17 protein-coding genes are annotated in these 23,324 nt (G+C 45.9%); 1 reads left to right on the top strand and 16 read right to left on the bottom strand.

Translation table 11 applies throughout. From position 1 onward, the window contains the following. Nucleotides 1–2: 2 nt before the first annotated feature. The 14 genes from ACDJ59_RS30265 to ACDJ59_RS30200 all read right to left on the bottom strand — a co-directional run bounded on the left by ACDJ59_RS30265 (nucleotide 3) and on the right by ACDJ59_RS30200 (nucleotide 21,263). On the bottom strand, nucleotides 3–2,384 hold the full coding sequence (locus ACDJ59_RS30265; protein WP_413407164.1) for a glycosyl hydrolase family 95 catalytic domain-containing protein: 2,382 nt from the start codon (nucleotides 2,382–2,384) through the stop codon (nucleotides 3–5). 190 nt (nucleotides 2,385–2,574) lie between these two features. Beyond that, a complete protein-coding gene (locus ACDJ59_RS30260) occupies nucleotides 2,575–4,272 on the bottom strand; it encodes an ABC transporter substrate-binding protein (protein WP_017692217.1) in 1,698 nt (565 codons plus the stop codon). A gap of 322 nt (nucleotides 4,273–4,594) precedes the next feature. Then, nucleotides 4,595–6,298 (bottom strand): ABC transporter substrate-binding protein, encoded by a 1,704-nt coding sequence (locus ACDJ59_RS30255; protein ID WP_413407163.1) that lies wholly within the window; start codon nucleotides 6,296–6,298, stop codon nucleotides 4,595–4,597. A gap of 375 nt (nucleotides 6,299–6,673) precedes the next feature. Beyond that, the gene (locus tag ACDJ59_RS30250) at nucleotides 6,674–8,362 is read right to left on the bottom strand and encodes an ABC transporter substrate-binding protein (protein ID WP_340018542.1); all 1,689 of its coding nucleotides are present in this window, start codon (nucleotides 8,360–8,362) and stop codon (nucleotides 6,674–6,676) included. 186 nt (nucleotides 8,363–8,548) lie between these two features. Next, the gene (locus ACDJ59_RS30245; protein WP_036606894.1) at nucleotides 8,549–9,451 is read right to left on the bottom strand and encodes a carbohydrate ABC transporter permease; all 903 of its coding nucleotides are present in this window, start codon (nucleotides 9,449–9,451) and stop codon (nucleotides 8,549–8,551) included. A gap of 15 nt (nucleotides 9,452–9,466) precedes the next feature. Then, nucleotides 9,467–10,450 carry an ABC transporter permease gene (locus ACDJ59_RS30240; protein WP_169481450.1) on the bottom strand — a complete coding sequence of 328 codons (984 nt, stop codon included), beginning with the start codon at nucleotides 10,448–10,450 and terminating at the stop codon, nucleotides 9,467–9,469. 278 nt (nucleotides 10,451–10,728) lie between these two features. After that, nucleotides 10,729–13,659 carry a glycoside hydrolase family 2 protein gene (locus ACDJ59_RS30235; protein ID WP_413407162.1) on the bottom strand — a complete coding sequence of 977 codons (2,931 nt, stop codon included), beginning with the start codon at nucleotides 13,657–13,659 and terminating at the stop codon, nucleotides 10,729–10,731. 154 nt (nucleotides 13,660–13,813) lie between these two features. Then, entirely contained in the window at nucleotides 13,814–15,412 is a 1,599-nt protein-coding gene (locus ACDJ59_RS30230) for a response regulator (RefSeq protein WP_413407161.1), read from the bottom strand. Then, entirely contained in the window at nucleotides 15,405–17,195 is a 1,791-nt protein-coding gene (locus tag ACDJ59_RS30225; RefSeq protein WP_413407160.1) for a sensor histidine kinase, read from the bottom strand. Before ACDJ59_RS30225 ends, ACDJ59_RS30230 begins: the two co-directional genes overlap by 8 nt. Before the next feature lie 326 nt (nucleotides 17,196–17,521). Further along, on the bottom strand, nucleotides 17,522–17,944 hold the full coding sequence (locus tag ACDJ59_RS30220) for an OsmC family protein (protein WP_036606882.1): 423 nt from the start codon (nucleotides 17,942–17,944) through the stop codon (nucleotides 17,522–17,524). 278 nt (nucleotides 17,945–18,222) lie between these two features. Beyond that, a complete protein-coding gene (locus ACDJ59_RS30215; RefSeq protein ID WP_047841601.1) occupies nucleotides 18,223–18,969 on the bottom strand; it encodes an amino acid ABC transporter ATP-binding protein in 747 nt (248 codons plus the stop codon). Between the two features lie 16 nt (nucleotides 18,970–18,985). Further along, nucleotides 18,986–19,630 carry an amino acid ABC transporter permease gene (locus tag ACDJ59_RS30210; RefSeq protein WP_017692207.1) on the bottom strand — a complete coding sequence of 215 codons (645 nt, stop codon included), beginning with the start codon at nucleotides 19,628–19,630 and terminating at the stop codon, nucleotides 18,986–18,988. Nucleotides 19,631–19,662: 32 nt separating this feature from the next. After that, entirely contained in the window at nucleotides 19,663–20,514 is an 852-nt protein-coding gene (locus ACDJ59_RS30205; protein ID WP_076253558.1) for a substrate-binding periplasmic protein, read from the bottom strand. Between the two features lie 116 nt (nucleotides 20,515–20,630). After that, complete coding sequence (locus tag ACDJ59_RS30200) at nucleotides 20,631–21,263, bottom strand: TetR/AcrR family transcriptional regulator (RefSeq protein ID WP_339191351.1); 633 nt, start codon at nucleotides 21,261–21,263, stop codon at nucleotides 20,631–20,633. Between the two features lie 214 nt (nucleotides 21,264–21,477). Between ACDJ59_RS30200 and bacA the strand changes: the two genes are divergently transcribed. Further along, complete coding sequence (bacA, locus tag ACDJ59_RS30195; protein ID WP_017692204.1) at nucleotides 21,478–22,287, top strand: undecaprenyl-diphosphate phosphatase; 810 nt, start codon at nucleotides 21,478–21,480, stop codon at nucleotides 22,285–22,287. A gap of 281 nt (nucleotides 22,288–22,568) precedes the next feature. Here the strand turns inward: bacA and ACDJ59_RS30190 are convergent, their stop codons facing one another. Beyond that, nucleotides 22,569–22,751: a hypothetical protein gene (locus tag ACDJ59_RS30190; RefSeq protein WP_036606873.1), complete on the bottom strand. Its 183-nt coding sequence runs from the start codon at nucleotides 22,749–22,751 to the stop codon at nucleotides 22,569–22,571. A gap of 224 nt (nucleotides 22,752–22,975) precedes the next feature. Continuing rightward, the gene (locus ACDJ59_RS30185; RefSeq protein ID WP_047841605.1) at nucleotides 22,976–23,302 is read right to left on the bottom strand and encodes a thioredoxin family protein; all 327 of its coding nucleotides are present in this window, start codon (nucleotides 23,300–23,302) and stop codon (nucleotides 22,976–22,978) included. Nucleotides 23,303–23,324 lie beyond the last annotated feature (22 nt).

The raw sequence follows: 23,324 nt of genomic DNA, 5'->3' as shown, positions 1-23,324 counted from the left end.
TCTCATAATAACACGCGGATCGTCTGTCCTGCGGTCATGGTTAAAATAATTACATAATCGCCCTGAGGCGTAAGCTCTGCCTTGGCTTGTTCATTTCCTTCTACACACAGCGGATAAGCACTGCGAATGGTCAGCGAGTCACTTCGGTCTGCTTTGATGACCGCTGACACAAGCTTGTTGTCCGCCCATGTTATGCCCACTGTATAACCACCTCTTGCACGAAGCCCTTCAACACGACCTTGAGTCCAGAGTTCAGGCAGTGCAGGCAGTAAATGTAACTCGTTCAAGTGGCTCTGCAATAACATCTCCGCGATTCCAGCCGTGCCTCCAAAATTACCATCGATCTGGAATGGTGGATGGTCATCAAACAGATTCGGATGTGTGGACCGGGCCAGCAACGTGCGCACAAACTGATGTGCCTGGCTGCCATCCAGCAGTCGTGCATACAGATTGATCAACCATGCACAGCTCCATCCTGTATGCCCGCCACCTTGTGAGATACGACGTTCAAGCGATACCCTCGATGCTTCTAGCAATTCCGGTGTGTGTACTCGATTGATCTGCTCTCCCGGATACAGCCCATACAGATGGGAGACATGACGATGCCCTGGCTCGGATTCGGCAAAATCCTTAAACCACTCCAGCAATTGTCCTTCGCTTCCAATTTGGAATGGATAGAGTTTCTCCAGAGCCTCACTCCACTCGCTTGCCAACGATTCATCTATATTTAGTTGCTTCGCGGCCTCAATACAGCGGCTGAACAGTTCACGAATTAACGTCATATCCATCGTTGAAGCCATGGATATACTGCGTGCCTCCCCAGCATCTGTGAGAAACTTGTTCTCTGGTGAAGTGGACGGAATCGTAACCAGATAACCATCGGGTCCTTCCACCAGCCAATCGAGACAGAACAGCGCCGCCTCTTTCATGATGGGATACGCACGTTCCTCAAGAAAACGCTGATCTCCGGTAAACTGGTAATGTTCCCATAGATGCGAGGTCAGCCACACACCGCCCATCGGCCAAAATGCCCAGCTCGCGTCTCCACCTGTAGGTGTGGTAGTTCTCCAGATATCCACGTTATGATGAGCAGTCCATCCGCGGGCTCCATACAGAATCCGCGCCGTTCTTCGTCCTGTATTACTGAGATCGGTCAGCATATCAAACAGCGGCTCATGACATTCACTGAGATTGCAGACTTCCGCTGGCCAGTAATTCATCTCCGTGTTGATGTTGATCGTGTAGTCACTGTGCCATGGCGGCTCTACCTGATGATTCCAGATTCCCTGCAGATTGGCAGGCTGGCTGCCCGGACGCGAACTAGCCATTAACAGATATCTTCCATATTGAAAATAAAGTGCCTCCAGTCCAGGGTCTTGTTGCCCTGTCTGATAAGCCTGCAGCCGCTCATCTGTAGGTAATTCGGCGTTAGCCGATACCCCTAAATCAATAGAGACTCTGTTAAACAACGCGCTATAATCCTGAATATGTCGGTCACGAAGCGCTTCCGCGCCATGTGTGGTCGCTTTGGAGATCATCTCCTTGCATTCCTCTTCCAATACAAGATGATCCTTCACAGGTAACACATCGTAACTCTCAAAGGAGGTAGCCGCTGCCAGATAAAACACAACCTGATCAGCACCCTGAATATGTAACTTGCCTTCCAGATTGGAGACCTTCACCTGATCACCAGATGCCGTAAACGCTACCCGGACAGCATAAGCCGTCCCCCGATCCTCTTCATAGAGGACGGATTCCGGGTGATCTCTGAAGTAATTGGACTCCACATGACTTGGGCACCGACTGAACATGGTTAGAGCATCTCCCGAAGTCTCAACGCGATAAGGATGGGGACTGTCTAGCGTAACACTTACACTCACAGCGCCCTTCTGATCAGCAGTTAATGTGCAGACCATCAGATCATCCAAAGCACTGGAATACACTTCACGTAAGTATTGAGCTCCTTCCAATAAGTAGGTTGTGGTTGCAATACCCGATTCCAGATCAAGCTCCCGTCCAAATGCATCATATGAAAGATCTTCCAGACCCTCATGGTGCAATAGAAAATGACCCATCGGCTGGTAGGCCTCTACATCACGACCAAGCATTTCACGGTTCAACAAATCCTCAGCTGCACCATACTGCCCAGACATGATCAACTCGCGCGTCTGTTTCAAATGCCGCTGACTGCTGTATTGAATCGTATCCCGTGGAAACCCTGACCATAATGTATCTTCATTGAGCTGAATTCGTTCATCTGCTGTGCCACCGTACACCATGCCTCCAAGACGGCCATTTCCGATGGGTAATGCTTCTTCCCAGCGTTTTGCCGGTTGTTGATACCATAGACGATTGATTTTAGTTTGGTTATTGTGTTGGGACATGATTAGCTCCTGTTCCTAAATCAGCTGTATATTTCTTATAACATAAAACGTTTTCGGTAAGTGCTTACAATAATAAAATTATATGTGATTTCAAAATTTGCGTCAATGCAAATCATCACATCATTTCACAAAAAAAAGGCCCCATATAGGGCCCTTTCCTTGTGTAACCATGGATCACAGACAATCCATATTATTTTACGTCTTTTCCTGTCCACAGAGAGACACGTTCCTTAACCCAAACCGTAAATTGTTTCTCCATTTCAACTGCACCCGCTTTGTCCAAATCAGCCAGTAAAGCATCATAGGTTGCATCAAAGTTGGCTGGTGTAGTCAGAACAGCTTCCGGAATCCGTTTACGGATGATATCCTGCGTTTTCTGGAAAGTTACCTCATAGTCTGTACCGGAAGGTACGGACATGTTATACGCTGCGCCCCAATCCTTAACTGGCAGATCTTCTTCAGCTGGATAGAACTCTTTCCATGTCGTGATACCGTAAGCTTTCAGCGTTTCTTTCTCTGCAGCCGTGTAACCAGCTACAATCTGCTCAGGGAAGTTTGTTGTGTAGTAGTTATCCGTAGAATCTTTTACACCATCACCGTATCTTGCACTAAATACGTTGTACATCCCAATTCCTGTTTCCTTGCTGAAATTGGAGTTGTCATTCGTTTTGCGGTCCTGAACGTCATCTGGAATCACGCGTTTACCATCTTCTACGTTGTAATGTTCACCTTCGATACCCCAGTTTCTCAGCACTTGTCCTTCATCGGAAGCAAGCCAATCCATGAATTTGATGATACGTACTGGATCTTTGGCCGAAGTTGTAATCCCGATGCCATAACCGTCAAATCCGGCTGGTTGGAACGTGTGATCCACAATTTCATCGTTAAGTGATACAGAGAAGTGAGCGTATGTGGCATCATCCTTGCCCGATGATTTGAGCGCGTTCTCCGCTTCTTGATAATTCCACTCTTGGTCAATCAGACCGAGGACACGGCCACTGGCAATTTTGGACTTGTATTGGTCATCCTTTTGAACAAAGGCATCTTTGTCCAGTAGGCCTTCATTGTACATTTTATTCAACCAGCGGAAATATTCTCTTTCCTCTGGACGTTTGTAGTGCAATTTTGCTTCATACGTTTCAGGATCAATGTAATATTCACCATCATCCGGTGCACCTGTTGCCTGGAAAGCTGGATTCGTTACCGTGATCATGATCTTCCAGTCATCTGCATTCAATGTTAATGGTATGGTTGGTTGACCATCAATGGTTGGATGTTTTTCATAATAAGCTCTGAGTACATTCTCGTAATCCTCAAGTGTCTTCACTTCAGGGTATCCGAGCTCTTTCAATACTCTTTGCTGAATTTCAAATCCACCTGTAGCGTCAAACGTAACATTATCAACGCCCATATTGGTTGGAATGGTATAGATCGCTTGATCTTCCAGACTGTATTTCAAACGGTTCATCTGTTCCCCATAGATTTTTTTCAAATTGGGAGCATGCTCCTCAATCAGATCCGTGAGATCCAGCATCGCGCCTGCATCCACAAGCTTAGATAAGTTACCTTTAGGGTAGATCATATCAGGAAAGTCACCACTGGCAGCCATCAGTGCAATCTTCTGGTTACCACCATCGTTTACATCATACTCTGCTTCAATGGTAACGCCTGTTTGCTCCGTAATCTTTTTACCAACAGCATCTTGCATCTTGTTCCAGGTTGGACTAGCATCCGCCCCGAAGAATGTAACTGTGATCGGTTCGGTTCCGCTGGACTCCGAAGTCTCTTTGGTTCCCGAATTCCCACAACCAGCTGTAACCAACATTGCACTTGCGAGCATCAACATTGCAAACGTCTTGGGTGTATTGCCTTTCATTTTGCCTCTCATTGTCTAGTTCCCCCTATTATTTATGAAGGTTTTATCTGTATAACAGGCTTTATGCCTGAGGATACCACTTTTTTTTGAATGCGCTTTCGGTATCGTTCATCCCGACGTATTTACTGAAGCTGACGTTTCGATTCTGCAAAAAGAAAGATTCTTCTTCTAACAGACGTAAAACGTTTTCGGAAATAGAATAAACCGCTTACTGAAAGTGCTTACATGATAGATTATAGGCTATCCATCTCCTCACGTCAACAATAAAAAAAGCCCTTTCTCAAGGGCTTTTTTCGCTATGAAAATCCTTAACTTTAATGCTTGGTTTTCAAGCTTATTTCACATCTTTTCCAGTCCAGAGAGCTACACGTTCTTTGATCCAAACCGTGTATTGTTTCTCCATCTCCACTGCACCCGCTTTATCGAGTTCAGCCAGAAGACTATCATATACGCTGTCGAAGTTCTCAGATTTGGCAAGGATCGCCTCTGGAATACGTTTACGTACGATATCCTGTGTTTTCTGGAACGTTACGTTGTAATCCGTGTCAGATGGTACAGGCATGTTGTATGCTGCGCCCCAATCTTTCAGCTTCAGATCATCTTCAGAAGGATAGAAATCTTTCCATGTTGTAATACCGTAGGCTTTCAACGTTTCCTTCTCAGCTGCAGTGTAACCAGCTTGGATCTGTTCAGGGAAATTCGTTGTGTAATAGTTATCTGTGGCATCTTTCACACCATCACCGTATCTGGCGCTAAATACGTTATACATACCTATGCCTGATTCTTTGGTAAAAGCAGAGTTATCATTGGTTTTGCGATCTTGTACGTCATCCGGAATGATGCGTTTACCATTCTCTACTTGGTAATGTTGGCCTTCAACACCCCAGTTTCTTAGGACCTGACCTTCCTCGGAAGCAAGCCAATCCATGAATTTGATGATACGTACCGGATCTTTGGCCGAAGTTGTGATTCCGATACCATAACCGTCAAATCCTGTCGGTTGGAACGTATGATCCACAATATCCTTGTTCAGGGATACGGAGAAGTGGGCATATGTTTTATCGCCACCGTTAGATGATTTCAAAGCATTCTCCGCCTCACCATAGTTCCACTCCTGGTCGATTAAACCAAGTACACGGCCACTGGCAATTTTGGATTTGTATTGGTCATCCTTTTGAACAAATGTATCTTTGTCAAGCAGACCCTCATTGTACATTTTGTTCAACCAACGGAAATATTCCTTTTCTTCAGGACGTTTGTAGTGTAGAACGGCTTCATAGGTCTCAGGATTGATATAATACTCACCGTCATCCGGTCCACCTGTAGCTTGGAATGCAGGGTTCGTTACCGTAATCATAATTTTCCAGTCATCTGCATTTAATGTTAACGGAATAGTCGGTTGACCATCAATCGTTGGATGTTTTTCATAATACGTTCTCAGTACGTTCTCGTAGTCCTCAAGCGTTTTTACTTCAGGGTAGCCGAGCTCTTTCAATACTCTTTGTTGAATTTCGAATCCGCCCGTAGCGTCAAATGAAACGTTATCTACACCCATATTCGTCGGGATCGTGTAAATAGCTTGATCTTCCAAACTGTATTTCAGACGGTTCATCTGATCACCATAGATTTTTTTCAAGTTGGGAGCATGCTCCTCAATTAGATCGGTCAGGTCCAGCATCGCGCCTGCATCCACAAGCTTAGACAAGTTGCCTTTAGGATAGATAATATCAGGGTAATCACCACTGGCAGCCATCAAAGGAATCTTTTGGTCACCACCATTATTCACATCATACTCAGCTTCAATTGTAACTCCCGTTGCCTTAGTAATCTCTTGACCGACAGCATCCTTCATGTTATTCCAGTTCGGACTCGCGTCTGCACCAAAGAATGTAAAGGTCACTGGACTAGTTGTATCTCCGGATTCAACCGGTTTCTCTGAAGCGTTAGTTCCTCCTCCACTGCCGCTGCATCCTGCTGTAATTGCAAGAGCACTGGCTAACAGAAGCATTGCGAATGTTTTTGGTGTTTTGCCCTTCATGTGTAATCCCCCTTATGGATATTAATGAAGCTGTATATTTGTATAACAGGCTGACCTGCACATACCGTGACCAGATGAAACAAATGTAATTTTCTTGTTTTTATAACATTAGAAGCGTTTTCTTAAGAAATAAAAAATGTTCTTCTTGCCTTATTTCCTCTTCATTCTGCAAATGTTTACTTTGAGATTCAGGTGTATGCCACGTGTTGTACAAGCAAATGTAAGTGCTTTCATACTTGAATAATAATCGCTCCTATATCCCTTGTCAATAGTGAATTTATAAAATTGAAAACGTTTTTTAGAAAACGTTTTAGATAAAAAAAGAACCCAGATATTCTGGATTCTTTTTCGTTTTAGATCTGAATTGCTAATCCTTTATTTAGCCTCTTCACCGCTCCACAATTGAACACGGTTTTGAACGAGTTCTGTATATTGTTTCTCCATATCCTCTGCTCCTGCTTGGTTCACTTCTGCAATCATGCCGTCATAGATCGCATCGAACTGTTCAGGAGTACTCAGAATGGCTTCCGGGATACGTTTCCGAATGATATCTTGTGTTTTCTTGAAGATGACGTTGTAGTTGGAGTCACCTGGTGTTGGCAGATTGTATGCTGCTCCCCATGGTTTGATTGGGAACTCATCTTCACTTGGGAACAGGTCTTTCCACGTCGTAGCACCGTAAGCTTTGAGTGTTTCTTTCTCTGCATCGGAATATGCTGCCACGATCTGTTCAGGGAAATTCGTAGTGTAGTAGTTATCCGTTGAATCCTTCACACCGTCTCCATAGTGACCGGACATATTGGTGTACAATCCGATACCCGTTTCTTTCTGGAATACGGCTGCATTATTGGTTTTCTGATCCAGAATGTCGGCAGGAATGACACGTTTGCCGTCCTTCACTTCATACTGTTTGCCCTCAATTCCCCAATTCATCAGCACTTGCCCTTCCTCAGAAGCCAGGTAATCGAAGAATTTGATCGTACGAACCGGGTCAGGGTTCGATGTTGTAATCCCTACACCCCAACCGGATACAAAACCAGGGTCTTGGTAGGCATGATCCTTGATATCCTCGGACAGGGTTACCGGGAAGTGTGAATACGTTGCTTCATCCTTGCCCGCAGATTTCAGTGCATTTTCTGCATCGGAATAACCCCAATCCTGGTCAATGACACCCAGAACACGTCCACTTGCAATTTTGGATTTGTATTGGTCTGTTTTTTGGATGAAGCTGTCCTGATCCAGCAATCCAGTGTTGTACATATGGTTCAACCAGCGGAAGTACTCTTTTTCCTCTGGACGTTTGTAATGCAGACTTGCTTCATACGTCTCTGGATCGATGTAGTATTCACCGTCATCCGGTGCACCTGTTGCCTGGAAGGCCGGGTTCGTTACGGTAATCATGATTCTCCAATCATCCGCGTCCAGTGTTAACGGGATAGTTGGCTGACCATCAATTGTTGGGTGTTTCTCTTTGTACGCCTTCAATACATTCTCGTAATCCTCAAGTGTACGCACTTCCGGGTATCCGAGTTCTTTCAGTACACGGTGCTGAATGCCAAATCCACCACCTGCATCAAAGTACTTCTGGTCTACCGCATAATACGTTGGCAGCACATAAATAGCCTGATCTTCATTACTGTATTTCAACCGGTCCATGTAATTACCATACAGCTTCTTCAGATTGGGAGCATATTGGTCGATCAGATCTGTCAGATCGAGCATTGCTCCGGCATCCACCAGTTTGCTGAGTTCTCCTTTGGGGGAGACAATATCCGGATAGTCTCCGCTCGCCGCCATTAAGGATATTTTATCTTGACCACCACTAACGGCAAATTCACCGTTAAGGGTTATCCCTGTTTTTTCCGTAAGGACTTTACCTACTTCATCCTTCATGCCATTCCAGTTCGGACTGGGGTCAACGCTGAAGAAATCAAAAGTAAGTGGAGTTGTCTCTGCGCTTGTATCCTTGAACGACGTATCACTGCCGCTTCCTCCACCGCAACCTGCGAGTAAAGACATTGCAAGCACTGGTGCCAGTGCAATCTTCATTTTGGAACTTGCCATAATGGTAATCCTCCCTGTTTCATATGTCTGTTTGTCCGGGACTTTTTTGTCCCTGTCTATAGCTTCATGAATACCACACCGCAGCCCTATACGGTGAAGCGCAGACCAAATGGCTGCGCTTCGGGTATCCTGATGCTTCATTTGTAGATGTACGGCCGCTCTATGTGGCAGCCTGTACCCAATTGTCTAACCTTTTACTGCGCCCAGTGTCATACCGCCAACAAAGTACTTCTGAAGGAATGGGTATACAATGAGGATTGGAACCGTTACAACGATCGTAATCGCCATTTTGATCGATTCCGGTGAAATCTGTGTCATTTGCTGCGCCATATCATTGGCATTTCGTCCAGCACCTGAGCCTTGCTGCGTACTTTGCAATACTTTCATCAGCTCATATTGGAGCGTGGTCAGATGTGCCTTTGAACCATTATACAGGTACGTATCGAACCACGCATTCCATTGACCTACAGCCAGGAACAATGCGATGGTAGCAAGCACTGGTTTACACAGTGGCAAGATGATTCTGTAATAGATTGTAAAGTCATTCGCTCCGTCCAGCTTCGCGGATTCCTGCAATGAGTATGGCAGGCCATCAATGAATGAACGGATGATGAACACGTTAAATGCACTGATCATGCCAGGCAATACATATACCCAGAATGTACCGATCAGGTTCAAGTCACGCATCAGAATGTACACCGGAATCAGACCACCGGAGAAATACATCGTGAGCGCGAGCGTTGTGGAAACAAATTTTCTAAGTCCAAAATCTGGTCTGCTCAGTGTAAAGGCGATCATGGATGAACTGATCAATCCGAGCACGGTACCTACAAGTGTACGCAGAATGGAGATCTGCAAACCTTGTAGCAATCCATCATATTGGAAAATCGTTTTGTAGTTCTGTAATGTGAATTCGCGAGGCCACAAGTAAATTCCGCCACGTACTGTATCTGTCGAGTTATTGAGTGAGATGGCTAGTACGTTAAGGAATGGATAAAGTGTTACAACCAGCACCATGGTCATCGCGAGGATGTTGAATATATCGAACAGTTTATCGCCCCGAGTAGCATTGAATGCTTTGTTCGCCATAATGTCGTCCCCTCCCTACATGATGCTTTCTTTTGTGAATTTTTTGAACAAGCCGTTCGCAGTAAACAGAAGGATGATACTGACAACGGAGTTGAATATACCTATGGCTGTACCATACGAGAATCGTCCCATATTCAAACCATAATTGAGCGCGTATAGATCAAGTACTTCCGAGTAGTCTGTGACCAGACTGTTGCCAAGCAAGAACTGCTTCTCGAAACCGATACTGATCAGATGCCCAATGGACATGATGAAAAGTACAGAAATCGTGGTCCGTATGCCAGGCAGCGTAATATGCCACATCTGTCTCCAGCGGTTGGCTCCATCTACACGGGAAGCTTCATACAGCTCATTGTCGATACCTGTAATCGCCGCCAGATAGATGATGGCATTCCAACCGGTTTCCTTCCACATATCTGAAGCGGTTACAATGTACCAGAACAAGTTCCCCTTGGCCATGAATTGGATCGGCTGATCGATAATGTTCAGTCCTACCAATAGATCATTGATAATCCCTCCATCGGTGGAGAGCATCTTCGTAATGATCCCGGCTACAACAACCCAGGATACAAAGTGAGGCAGATATGATACCGTTTGCACGGCACGTTTGAAGAACATGCCTTTCATTTCATTCAGGAGAATAGCGAAGAATATCGGTACGATAAAACCGACAACTAGTCCCATCAAGCTCATTGCAAGCGTATTTCGAAGTACCAGATAGAAACGATCATCACTGAACAGCTCTACAAAGTGTTTAAAACCAACCCACTCTTGATCACCAAATGATCTGGCAGGTTTATAATTTTGGAAAGCCATCGTCCATCCCCATAGTGGCAGATAGTTAAATACGAAAACCCAAGCTACGAATGGCAATGACATGAGATAGAGATATTTCTGCTGTTTCATTCTGTCCCAAATTCCGTTCCGCCGATTCTTTAAAGGCGGTTTGGGGTCACTGCTTCTGTTCGCGGAAGCGGATTTTTTTGTTAGCGTTTCCATCTCCGTTCCCCCTCCTCTGTTTTATAAAATAATCATACTCGATAGAGCGTTTTCAAAATACCATCTGGATTTTAGAGAAAATCATATAAAAATTAGATATAGACATATATAATCAGACATTAATTCGTTAAAATCAGTGATAAATTCTACTTTTAAATGAGATAAAAGTAATATTAAGGTAAACTACCATCTAAAGTGGTAAATACCGAAACCGTTTTATAGTAATCGTTTACTTCAATTACATGGCATACAAAAAGGACCCTTTCGGGTCCCTCTGATTACAATGTAAATTGAATGGTTTGCAGTTTAACGATGCCGAGTAATTGCGCTACGGATATGGAGGTTGCTGGACGGAATTGATCTCCATTCAGATAGGCAAGTATCTCCTGAAATAAGTAGGCGGCTTCCGGACGCTTCATTACAGCCAGATTGGCAAACGGAAGTGAGGATATCAAAATCTTGCCCTTCCCTACTTTTGCCTCAAAGGCATAAGCGAGTCGTTTGGCCCGATGGAAATGGTCCACCACTTCGATCAGCGGCTCCACCCCGGGCAACGTATCCAAACATATCGCTGGTGTACCGTTCACCAAGTGATACCAATGCCAGTCCGAAGCCCCATCATGCGGGAAGGAGCCTAGTAGTGCTAGCTGTTTTCTCAAATACATGCCCATCGTTGCACCAGGCTGCGTAGCAAACATCAGGTAATTCCAGAATACAGGCAGATACTTGGTCTCCACTGAATCATATAACCCTTCTGCGGTTGGCTGTAGCCAAACACTCCCCCCGTTGACCACATAATCAACGACATTGGGTGTTAACGACTGAACGATAACCAAGTCAATCTCCCGATTTTTCAACAACTGAAATCCATCGATGCGATCTACGCAATCATCATGCGCTTCACCCAGGAATGGCTTCAACTCTGCCACGGTATTCCAGAACCGATTCGAACCCGGATGAGACTGGTAAAAAGGAAACGACCAGCCATGCCATACATTCGCTACAGTTCTTTCCAAATCGCCTGATATCATCTCCGCTTCAATCCGAAAAGCTGCTGCTGCTTCCCGAGGTGCTGTAGCGACGATGCTTCCCAGTGACATGACAGACCCACATTGGATATCTCCGGTCTTCCATGCCCCTTCAGTAAGTATCACATCATCGCTTATTAACCTCCACTGAATAACTGCGTCCTTAAGCGGCTCCTTACCGTAGTGAGAGATGCGTACATCGACATGAATGGGTTCTCCAGCGTAAAATGTACGCTCCTTGCAGCTTAACAACAGCACCACATCTGCGTTGAAACGCATGAATTCTTCTGGTGTTGTAATGCCTTTGTCATCCCAAAATACATCCAGAATGCCCGTCGTAGCATGTCCCTGCCCTGGAAAATCGCGAATGTCCAGAAGCTGTACACCCGCAGCGTCCGGTGTTCGCCGAATCCGCTCCATGGCTTCTTTTAAGGAACGTACCAGATGGGTACCACTGACCTGTTGAAAATGCTCCAGGTCCTCCATCATGCCTTTGTTTGTTAACGATTCTTCGATCGGTCGTAACCAGCTAGGACGCAATACGCCAGTATACTTGGCTCGCTCTTGGGGCCGCACATACATGGTGTACTGTGCATGTTCGTGCCCAATGACGGGATGCTCCGCGAGCCGAGTGACTGCATGATAGTCCAGCGTGGTATCCGGCACAGCAGAATATGCGGATTCCAACGGGGGATGCCAGTTCAACGACTGAATATAATAATCACCTTCCCGCCCTTGCGCCGGAAGCTGTCCAAATCCTGTATTGTCCGTATATAACCGGGTCGGGTCCATATCCCTTGCCCTCGATACCCATGCATTGAGTTCAGGGTGGCCATTCGGACCAATGAGTTCATTCCCCATGGAGAACATGACGAATGAAGGATGTCTATGCAGCGACTGAAGCAACCCGTCCAGTTCTTGTGTCAGATAGGACAATACTTCAGCTGGCGCAGACTGATCCGATTGCTCAAAGAAACGAGACCAATGGGGAAGTTCTGCCTGCACCAGCATGCCCGCTTCATCAGCAGCATCCCAGAAAGGCTCCGGCGCGCTCCACCCATGCAGTCGGACATGATTGAAGCCATACGATCTGGCGATTCTAAATTGCTGAAGATAATGCTCCTTGTCCCAGACGGGATAACCCGTCAGTGGGAAGATACAGCAATCGACGTACCCACGCAGGTATACTGGTATCCCATTCAACTCAAGCTGCTTCCCTTTTGCTGCAAAGGAGCGTACACCAAATGATTGCTCCAGCCGATCCAGTTCCTGTTCACCGTCATGGAGACGGATCACAGCCTTGTATAATTCAGGGGATTCATCCGACCATCTTGCGATAGACTTTTCTGTTCCAAGTTCCAATCGCCACTGATCTATTACAGCGTTGCTTTCAGTTAACCCTGCTGAGCTTATATCCATATGTGATGGATCACTCAGATTCACATTACAACTATATCGATCAAGCCATGTGCCGTCCGGATGCTGGATATCCACATGTAATTGCATCGATCTAGCGGAATCATTTGCGGGAGCGCTTACAGTACAATCAACAAGAATGGTTCCGTTCTCAGCATCTGGTTGAATACGTAACGTCTGTAATCGGCATGAGGGCAGACTGTCCAGATAAACACCACCCGTGATTCCACCCCAGGCTGTGGCCGTATGCAATGAATGAATATGGCTACCCGCCAGCGGAAGTTTCATCGTATTATCCACGCGAATCTCTATCCGATTCACTTCCCCCTGCTTCACCAGAGAGGTAACATCCCACTTCTGTAGATTCACCAGACTATCCTGCTGCCCTGCATATTGTCCATTGATCCAGAGATGCGTTGTCCATCGGACACCTTCCAATCTGAATACATAGTGGCATCCGGGATCGTCTGATGGAACATGAACATCCTGAGCATACCAGGCTGAGCCTTCATATTCGCGTACCTTGGTCCAGGTATCGAGCCTTTCGTATTCAGGCTCATCTCCGTATCCTTGCTCTTCCCATGAACCGGGAATCTGAATGGTCTCCCATGATGTATTTTCACACTGTGAAGGCGGTAATATCTCTTGTTCAACGAGTGTATCGGACTCCAGATCCAAACAAAACTGCCATGTTCCATTTAAGTTCAATGTATGACGTACAGCGCCTATATCAGACAAATTCATATCGTATAGCCATCCCTTCATCTGGATTCTTGTAAATCCAGTCTAAAATGTGAAACGCTCCGTGACCATTGCTTATCATGGGAAGTGCATGGACAATATGATGAATCTGGAAATTTCTCAGGAATACCGAAAACGTTTTACACAATAGGCAAGGGCAACGCCCAACACTCCGTACTTATTCCTCGTTTATATCCGTAGCCGTTCCTTTAATTGATGATTGGGTTTTGGCCTGTTTGTAAGCGGATGGGGATTCCCCTACATACTTCTTGAACTTACCGTGAAAATAGTCCACATTAGCATATCCCACTCTCGCCGCGACCTGATGGACCTTCAGTCCTTCGTCCAGCAATTCCTTGGCCTTTTCCATACGAACCTTGTCCAGAAATGCATTGAAATACTCTCCAGTATGATTCTTGAACAACTTACCCAAGTAACTGCTGTTATAGTTAAACACTTCTGCCAGCACTTCGAGCTTGAGATTTTCGCCAGGGTTACGCTGGATAAATTCAATCATCTGTTTCAATACAGTATCCTTGCTTCCCCCACCCATACGTTGAATAAGTCGATTCAAATGTTCCGATGCCATGACTTTGAGATCAGACATCGTAAATTGATGATAGACTTCATTAATCAGAACCGAATGTTCCTGCATAATGGAGTGCATATGTTGATTCGTGGCTGCAAGTTTGTTGAACGCCAGGGAAAATACCTGTGAGAACGCCGTCTTGATCGCTTGCTCTGTTCGGTGATATGGAACCAGGCGCTCTTCCATCTCACCCAGTACCCGCATAACGGACTCACTACTGCGGATGTCTAACGCATAATACAGCTTGTCTGCGAGTTCATCCTCAACTGGCTCATGTGCTCCGTCCACAGCTTCAACTTCTGGCTTAACAACGCCTTCGTCTTCGCTACCTTCAGTCCACAGAATGATGCGTTGCTCCGTGAACAAGAAGCGTTCCCCGAGTAAACGATTCGCCTGCGTGTAGGACCGCGCAATTTCAGAAGTGGAATGTACAGGTTCTCCCGCAGCACCGTACATGTGAACCTCCCATTCTCCTAGCAGTCCTTCCAGCTCATCATACAGATTTCTTGCAGATGACTCGGATGTGATTGTTTCCTTACTTAACAGCCCCAGACCAGAATGGAACGAGAATACAATGCCTCGGTCTTTATGGTCAAATGCTTCAATCAGTTTGCGTTTCATAACACTTCCCCGTTGCAGGTCGGGGGTTACATGCATCTCAAGCAGCACAATCTGATAGTGAGGCCAGTGCAGCCCCAGGCTATCTTCTTCCATGCTGCCCGCACCCTCCAGACTGTCAAAGAGCAAAGCCTCGATCTGATGCTCCCTAAAGACGGTATCTTCACCAGCATGACGTGCCATTGTCTCCCGTTCACGGGTCAGGATTGCAGCAATACGCTCCAGTTCACCAATAATCTCTTCTTCATCCACCGGTTTGAGCAGATAACCATCCACACCAAAACTGATGGCTTTCTTGGCATAATCAAAATCTGCGTAACCACTTAATATTAAAAAGTGCGAATCTGGATGATTCCGGCGCACTTCTTCAATCACATCCAGCCCGGTCATACCGGGCATGCGAATATCAATAATCGTCAGATCAGGCTCCAATTCCTCAAACCGGGAGATGGCCTCACGCCCGCTGGCAGCTGTAGCGATGACCTGGAATCCGTATTTTTCCCACTCGATAATGGTTGTCAGTCCCTCACGTATGCTCGGTTCATCATCCACCAAAAATACTTTATACATGTTGGTCCCCTCCTGCTGGCAAAGTGAAAGAAACCTCTGTTCCTTCCCCATATACACTCGTAATCTGTATTCCATATGGCTCGCCGTACGTCAATGTTAAGCGTTGATGTACATTACGCATGCCGATCCGACTCTTCTCCTGCTCCTCCGGTCCACAGATAAACTGCAACACCTCAGCCAGTCGTTCTGGCGTTATGCCTGCACCATTGTCATCCACACGGATCTGCACAATGTTCTCTACTAAACGAATACTTATATGAACACGGACTGTACCCTCTTTGTTCTCCAGACCATGGACAATCGCATTCTCAACCAAAGGTTGAATAATCAAAGGCGGAATGTACATCTTCTCCACCTCAGGATCGATATGGATCTGGAATGCAAGGCGGTCACCGTAACGAAATTTCTGAATTTCCAAATAGGAACGTACCATTTCAAGTTCAGCCCGGAAGGTTGTTTTTCCACTGCCAATCTCCAGACTCTTACGCATTAGCTTGCCCAACAGCCTAACGATGTTGGCAATCTCTGCTTCTCCCTTAATATGCGCTTTCATCCGAATGGACTCCAGTGCATTAAACAAGAAATGGGGATTGATCTGGCTCGCCATCATTTTCAGTTTAATCTCTTTTTGCGCGATTTCCAATTGATTGTTCTGTTCGGTCGCTTCTACCACCTGCGTCATGAGTTCATTGATACTTTTCACCATATAGTTGAACTGTCGCGACAGTTGCCCAATCTCATCGTTTCCATCAATCCGCGAAGTCACGTTCAGGTCTCCTAATGCCAGCTTGTTGAGGTGTTTACTCAGCCGGAGCAATCGGTTCGAAGTGAGGAACGAGATGATATATACGAATAATAGGGCGATCACCAGCACCAGTATAATGAAAATCATGCCGATCAAGCTGACCGTGTTGGCGTCTTTGACGATATTTTTGGTGGCAAAAACCGAAATCACCTTCAGGCTGTTCATACTCGATCCAGGGCCCAGCTCATCAATAACAATATTAGATGGTTCCCCCCGGAAATCACCCTCTATGGTGCCTTTTGCCTGATTCTGCAGATCAACGCCAAAATCAAGCTCGTCCAGCGTTTTACCCACCAGCTCGGTATTCTTGGCTGCAACCACATAACCCTGCTCGTCCGTAATCATCGTCTCAAACTGTTCCTGACGCAACAATCCATTCAGCTCATCCTGATTGATCACAATCATCAACACGCCCTCTGTCCGATACTCGGCAAAAGGTACTTTGCGCACCAGGCTGAGCTTGTGTACAGGATTATCTTCCTTGTCTGGGATGTAGAACCAACCGATGCTGGTTGTTTTCAGTGCCTGTTGGTACCAGTAGCTCTCTTCCGTCTGCTTGTCTACCGGGATGAATTCGAGGTTGTTGATCAATGTTGGGTTAGTTGAGTAAAAACGAATGCCCGCTATCTCACGGTACAAACGCCTGTACTCCTGAAAGTCTTTGTATGCAAGATACGCTGAGGTTAACTCCACAACGCTCTTGTACCGTTTATTCACGATCTCCTTGAGATCCGCATTAAACATTAAAAGATTGGATATATCGGTTGGTACACGCAGCATGGTTGCCGTCTGGCTCTTGATCTTGTCCACATTGATGATCGTCTGTCCTATCGCATTGTCCAGGGCTTGCTGGCGAAAATAACTGGTCACAGCAAGACCAACAATCAGGACCGGAATCATGACAACCAGTACATAAGAAATGAGCAATTTATGCTTTAATTTGAGATTATTGGTGGTTCGTATCAGCCTTTTAAACATGTCTGCACCTTCCGTCATCTGTATAAGCGCTTACATATAAACAGCAGGATCAGGATGTTCTGTCCTCAGAATTAATCATACCACATAACCGTCAGAATTCGGATTGTCATTGCAATGGGTACTTTATTGCCAGGCTACAAGCGAGCCTACCTCTAGTAGAAGAGGCCGCCATTAACATGGCGACCGGGCTTACCGAATTATTTTCTACTGACAGAAGTTTAGTGACTCCTAGATGGGCGAAATCCCTGTTGAAGTGTTAGAAAAGCCAAAAAAGGCACTCCCACGATTGGAAGTGCCTGCTTAGTATAGAATCGGTTCGTGTGTTATTAAGGACGAGGTGTACTTACCCCATTGAGGATCAGTTTAGGATGAATATCGGCGCTAAGCGAAGCGGAGACTGCGCAATATTTCTCTTCGGCCATTTGGATGGCTTTCCAGATGCGATAATCCGGGATATCCCCATCTACTTTGAAGATCAGATCAATGGATGTGAAACCTTTAGGCATCTCTTCACTGCGTGTGCCTTGTGCTTCAATCTCAATCGATTCAATTTTGTCCAGGAAAGCATCCAGAATCATCGTAATATCGATTCCCATACAGCCTCCGAGACCCGCCAGCAACAATTCCATCGGGGTCGCACCCTTGCTGTCACCACCATAAGCAGCAGTGGCATCCATGCCAACCGCGTAGCCAGAGGGTCCTTCGGAAGTAAACGCGCGTTTGCCTTTCCATACGGTTGTTACATTCATGATGTTATCCTTCTTTCTTAGAATAGGTTAAGTTCAAGCGAAAAAGGTTTGCACTTGCCACTCCGATGACAGAATAACCTTCCGATCGCTGTTATCCCCAGATTTTTTTGATTCCCTTCTTCAAGGGGAAAATCAGGGGATAAAGGCGCACGCTCCGCTTCTTCAGGCTTCTTCTGTCCTTTCCGTTCTTGTGCAAAAAGTTTAGTTGAACTGATATCGTTCACGACCTTAAATACCCGCTCCGGGTACGTTCGTTCTTCCGATCGCTGTTATCTTCATCAAAATTCAGTAATCTGTTGCAAGAAACGACGGGTGCGCTCTTGCTTCGGCTGTTCAAAGAACGCCTGTGGACTTGCTTCTTCCACAATTGACCCGTCCGCCATAAAGACGATTTTGTTCGCCACATTACGGGCAAACTTCAATTCATGCGTCACAACCAGCATCGTCATACCTTCCTCTGCCAGCTCCTTCATGACGGAAAGCACCTCTCCTACCAGTTCAGGATCAAGAGCTGAAGTGGGCTCATCAAACAGCATCACTTCTGGCTCCATCGCAAGTGCACGTGCAATGGCTACCCGCTGCTGTTGTCCACCGGACAATCGGGATGGATACGCATCCTGCTTGTCTGACAAGCCGACCCGATCCAGAAGAATCCGGCCGCGTTCAGCCGCTTCGTCACGTTTGATTTTTTTCACCGTAACAAGACCTTCCATCACATTACCCAGCACTGTCTTGTGCGGATACAGATTGAATTGCTGGAATACCATGCCGGTCTGGCGACGAATCTCCAGTACACGGGCACGTTGGACTCGCAGCGGATCTGCGCTGTTAACCACAATGCCGTTCACTTCGATCTGTCCTCCGGACAACTCTTCGAGTCCATTCAGACAGCGCAGCAAGGTACTTTTGCCAGAACCACTCGGTCCGAGCAATACAACGATATCTTTGGCATCGACATGAAGATCGATGTTCGTAAGTACTTCATTTTTCTGAAAACGTTTGGTAAGTCCAGTTGTTGTAATCATCGGTTCTCTCCTCCCATCAGTAAGCCCGGGCCAACCGGCGCTCCACTTGTTCCAGAATGGCCGAGAAGCCGATACTCATGATCCAGTAGATCACACCAATGGCCAGATAAAAAGGCATATTCAATGCATATTGTGATACCAGCAGTTGTGCTGAACGCAACAACTCGGTAACACCAATCGCCGCCACAAGTGAAGTTTCCTTCAACATGCCAATAAAGGTGTTCCCCATCGGAGGAATCGCAATGCGCACAGCCTGCGGGAAGATAATCCGTCTCATCGCTTGAGCCGGGGTCATTCCCGTTGCATATGCAGCTTCCGTCTGTCCTTTTGGTACAGCCTGAATGGCTCCACGGAACGTCTCCGACAGAAACGCACCTGCATTCAGACTCAGTCCCAGACATGCTGCGGTGAGTGATCCCAAGGTCACTCCATAATCGACCAATCCGTAATAAATAACGAATAATTGCACCAGCAGCGGGGTTCCCCGCATGATGGATACATAAAACCTTGCGATCAACCTAAGCCACATCGGTCCCTTCAGACGAGCAATCGCAACAAGCACCCCGATGATGAACGCAAAAAACATGGAGATCACAGTTACATACAGCGTATAATAAGCCCCCTTCAGAAAGAAGGGGATATTCTCAAATACCAGTTCCATGGGTCAAATCTTCCCTTCGCCTTGCAGGTTCATTATTGCGCAGGCTCTTCACCAAACCATTTTTTGAAAATGGTATTGTACGTGCCATCATCTTTCATGCCTTTGAGAGCATCATTCAATGCTGCTACAAGTTCCGGATTGTCTTTGCGAACGGCAATACCTGCCTGGTCACTCTTAATAGCTTCACCTACAGCTTTGATATTCAATCCGTTGGCATCCACAATCGGTTTCAGAGCGTACATATTGTTGATTGTTGCATCAATTCGCCCAGCATTCAGATCTTTGAGTGAAGAGATGACATCGTCATAGGTTTTGATCGTGAAGTCTCCCACTTTTGGCAACACTTCATTACGCAGATATGATTCATCATTTGTACCCAGACCTACGCCAATCGTTTTTCCTTTGAAATCTTCCAGCTTGGTAATATCGTTATTGTCTTCTTTTACAATAATTTTAACTTGGTTCGTAATATACGGATCACTGAAATCCAATACTTTCTTACGATCATCGGTAATGGTCATCTGGCTAATGATCGCATCCAGCTTTTTGGCTTGCAGACTTGGTGTCAGACCGGAGAACTCTTGGGATACAAATTCAACCTCTACACCCAGACGCTTCGCAACTTCACGTGCGATATCGGCATCGTAGCCGTCCATTTCTTTCTTATCGTTCAGGAAGTTGTACGGTGCGTATGTGCCCATCATGCCCACTTTGATAACGCCAGCCGACTTGATCTGCTCCAGTTCATTGCTTGCCTGTGCACCATTTGTGCTTCCACCATCTGTTGCCTTACTTCCACAAGCACTAAGTACCAGCACGGTCATCAGCAGAATTGCTGTCAAAGACCAGCCTTTACGAGTTTTCGATCCATATGTGTTGTTCATTACGTTAACTTCCTCTCATTCGTGTATTCATCTCTTGGTGTGCATGTAGATACTTCGTTGTTATTAAACCGCAATGTACCCATTATTCCCTGTAAATTGCTTAATCATGTGAATAATTACGTGCCCAGAAGTCCGTAAAACTCAAAGCTTGCTGCCTCAGCTGCCAGCGATGAAGCTGTCATGGCTGAGAATTTGCTGTGCAACTCATCGGAACCGAACAACCAGCGTGATATCATGCCTTCAATCATGCTTACCAGTAGTGCTGCTCGAAGCGGTACATCCATGCCCTTAGGCAACATGCCGAGTTCGATGGCACGTTCCATATTGTGACGAAACGCCGTTTCGACAGCATTACGTGTCTCCTCGACCAGGCGTTGTACGGACTCTTCCGTCACGATGCCTTTGAGCAACAGTTCCATAAAATAACGATTCTGCGCGGCAAACAAGAACAAGTCAGTGAACAGCCTTTCCGATGCTTTCACCATATCCTCTACCGATCCGGCATCCTTGCGGTACCCTTGTCCAATCGACTCAAGTAACTCCTCCTTGCCCGTTAAGACAATCTCCGAAGCAATGGCTTCTTTACTCTTGAAGTGCCAGTAGAATGTCCCTTGCGCCACACCAGCCTCGCGGACGATATCGGAAATTTTCGTCTGATGGTAGCCTTGGGTTGCAAAACGCTCCATCGCTATGCGTATTATTTGGTCCCGGCGTTCTTCACCGGGTTCCAAACCGTTAATTTTGGTCATTCATGTAACCCTCCCGATTGATCAGTCAGTCAGTTAAATTATATCCTATGGGATAACTAGGTTTTTGTCAATATAGTTTTAAACAAATGGTTACAAGCATAAGTTGAAGTTGAGTGCATTTGTGATCATAATAGGTGATAGCCTTGTTCAAATGAACAGGCATGGTCAAGCAGGACAGCCTGTGCTGTCACCTGCATTTCAAGGAGGAAGAGAATTGGACATTATATCATCCATTATTATGGGCATCATCGAAGGTTTGACTGAGTTTTTGCCCGTGTCCTCCACTGGACACATGATTCTGACTGCCCACTTGCTGGGTTTATCGGAGGACAACGAGTCAGTCAAAACGTTTGAGGTGGTTGTTCAACTCGGAGCTGTACTTGCTGTTGTTGTACTGTATTGGAACAAATTCATTGATATGTTCCGCTTCACCGGAGGGAGCAGACCCTACTCCCGCCGCCTCAATCTGGGACATATCTTCCTGGCGATGGTTCCTGCCGTAGTCATCGGACTTGTATTCCGCGACTGGATCAAGGCACATTTGTTTGGTCCGGAAACAGTGCTGTACAGCCTCGTTATAGGTGGTATATTGATGATCGTAGCCGAACGCTGGAGTCGGAAGAGTGGGCGGATTACTACCCATGATGTCGATGATATTTCCTACAAACAGGCATTCGCGGTGGGTATATTTCAGATCTTGGCATTGTGGCCAGGCTTCTCTCGTTCCGGGTCAACGATCTCAGGCGGTCTCTTTGCAGGGGTAAGTCGTGTAGCCGCTGCGGAGTTCACATTCCTCGTGTCTGTGCCAATTATGATTGGTGCTACGGGATATGACCTGTACAAAAGTATCGATCACCTGAACGGCAGTGATTTCCCAATCTTCGCGATTGGATTCATCGCTGCTTTCATCGTCGCCATGCTTGCGATCAAGACGTTCCTGTCCATTTTGAAAAAATTGAGTCTGACCGTCTTTGCTGTGTATCGCTTTGTCTTGGCAGCCGTGTTCTTTATTATTTTGATGTAAGTATTACAATTCAAGTAATTAGACAGGCAAAATCAATGGCGGCCTCACGCTCCCTTGGGAAGCGAGGCCGCCATATTTTATATTGCTGTACTTCCGTTACTTCATGTTTCTGTTGCTTCACGATTCTGTTGCTGCTTCAGAGACAGCAATACCCGTAATTAGAAGAAGTCTGATTCTTCATTACTTCCTTCTTTGCTGGGTTGGATCATTGGTGATGCCGACTAGGTTTACTATGTATCATGGACAACCATATTTATGTTCACTTCTGAAAAGCACCCTGTCTAATACCACTCTTTTACTTGAAAGTTCCGGTGTTTCTTTCGACTCTTCAATCTCTCACGCAGATTATATCTATTCTCCTTTTGTTCCTGCAGCAATTGCTTCACCCCGATCATCAACAATCGGTATCTTCGGTCATCATTGTGACTTAATTGGTGCATTTCTTCAAAAATTTCATTCTTCATACGGATCTTGTTCACTCCAAATATTCAGTTTGTTCTCACAGTATACATGGGAGCACTGAACAAATTCTAAACAAGCGTTGTTTCTCAACTTCAGTTATTCAAATGCACATTTGAATGCACATCATGCGTGCTGGGATGAAGCAGAAAAACCCCTTCCTGTCGCAGGACAAGAAGAGGTCTCCTTAGCTAAATTAATTAGTCAAACTGCTAATGCCTTTGTACACTTAAACTTTGGATTCAAGCGTCTCCAGATACTCGGAGATTTGAGCAGGTGTTTTAGCCCATTTGCTATGCAGATGTGCGACTTTCTTGCCGTTCTGGAAGACGAGCAGGCTTGGAATGCCGCGTACACCATTCTCTTCAGCAAACGGCTGGAACTTTTCTGCATCCAGCGCATAGAAGGTTTTGTCCGTATGTTGGTCGATAACGTCCCCGATAAAACGATCCAGGTTTTTGCAATCCGGACACCAGGTTGTATCAAATTTAATGACGGTAAAACCATCAGAGTTAATTGTATCCAAATACTGCTGTTCACTTTGAATTCTTTCCATATGTCTTCTCCCCCTTATATGT

This window comes from Paenibacillus amylolyticus (assembly GCF_047302515.1).
GTDB classification, from domain to species: Bacteria; Bacillota; Bacilli; order Paenibacillales; family Paenibacillaceae; genus Paenibacillus; species Paenibacillus amylolyticus_G.
The sequence above is the reverse complement of the archived record's forward strand: the minus strand, read 5'-3'. Positions and strand labels throughout refer to the sequence as shown.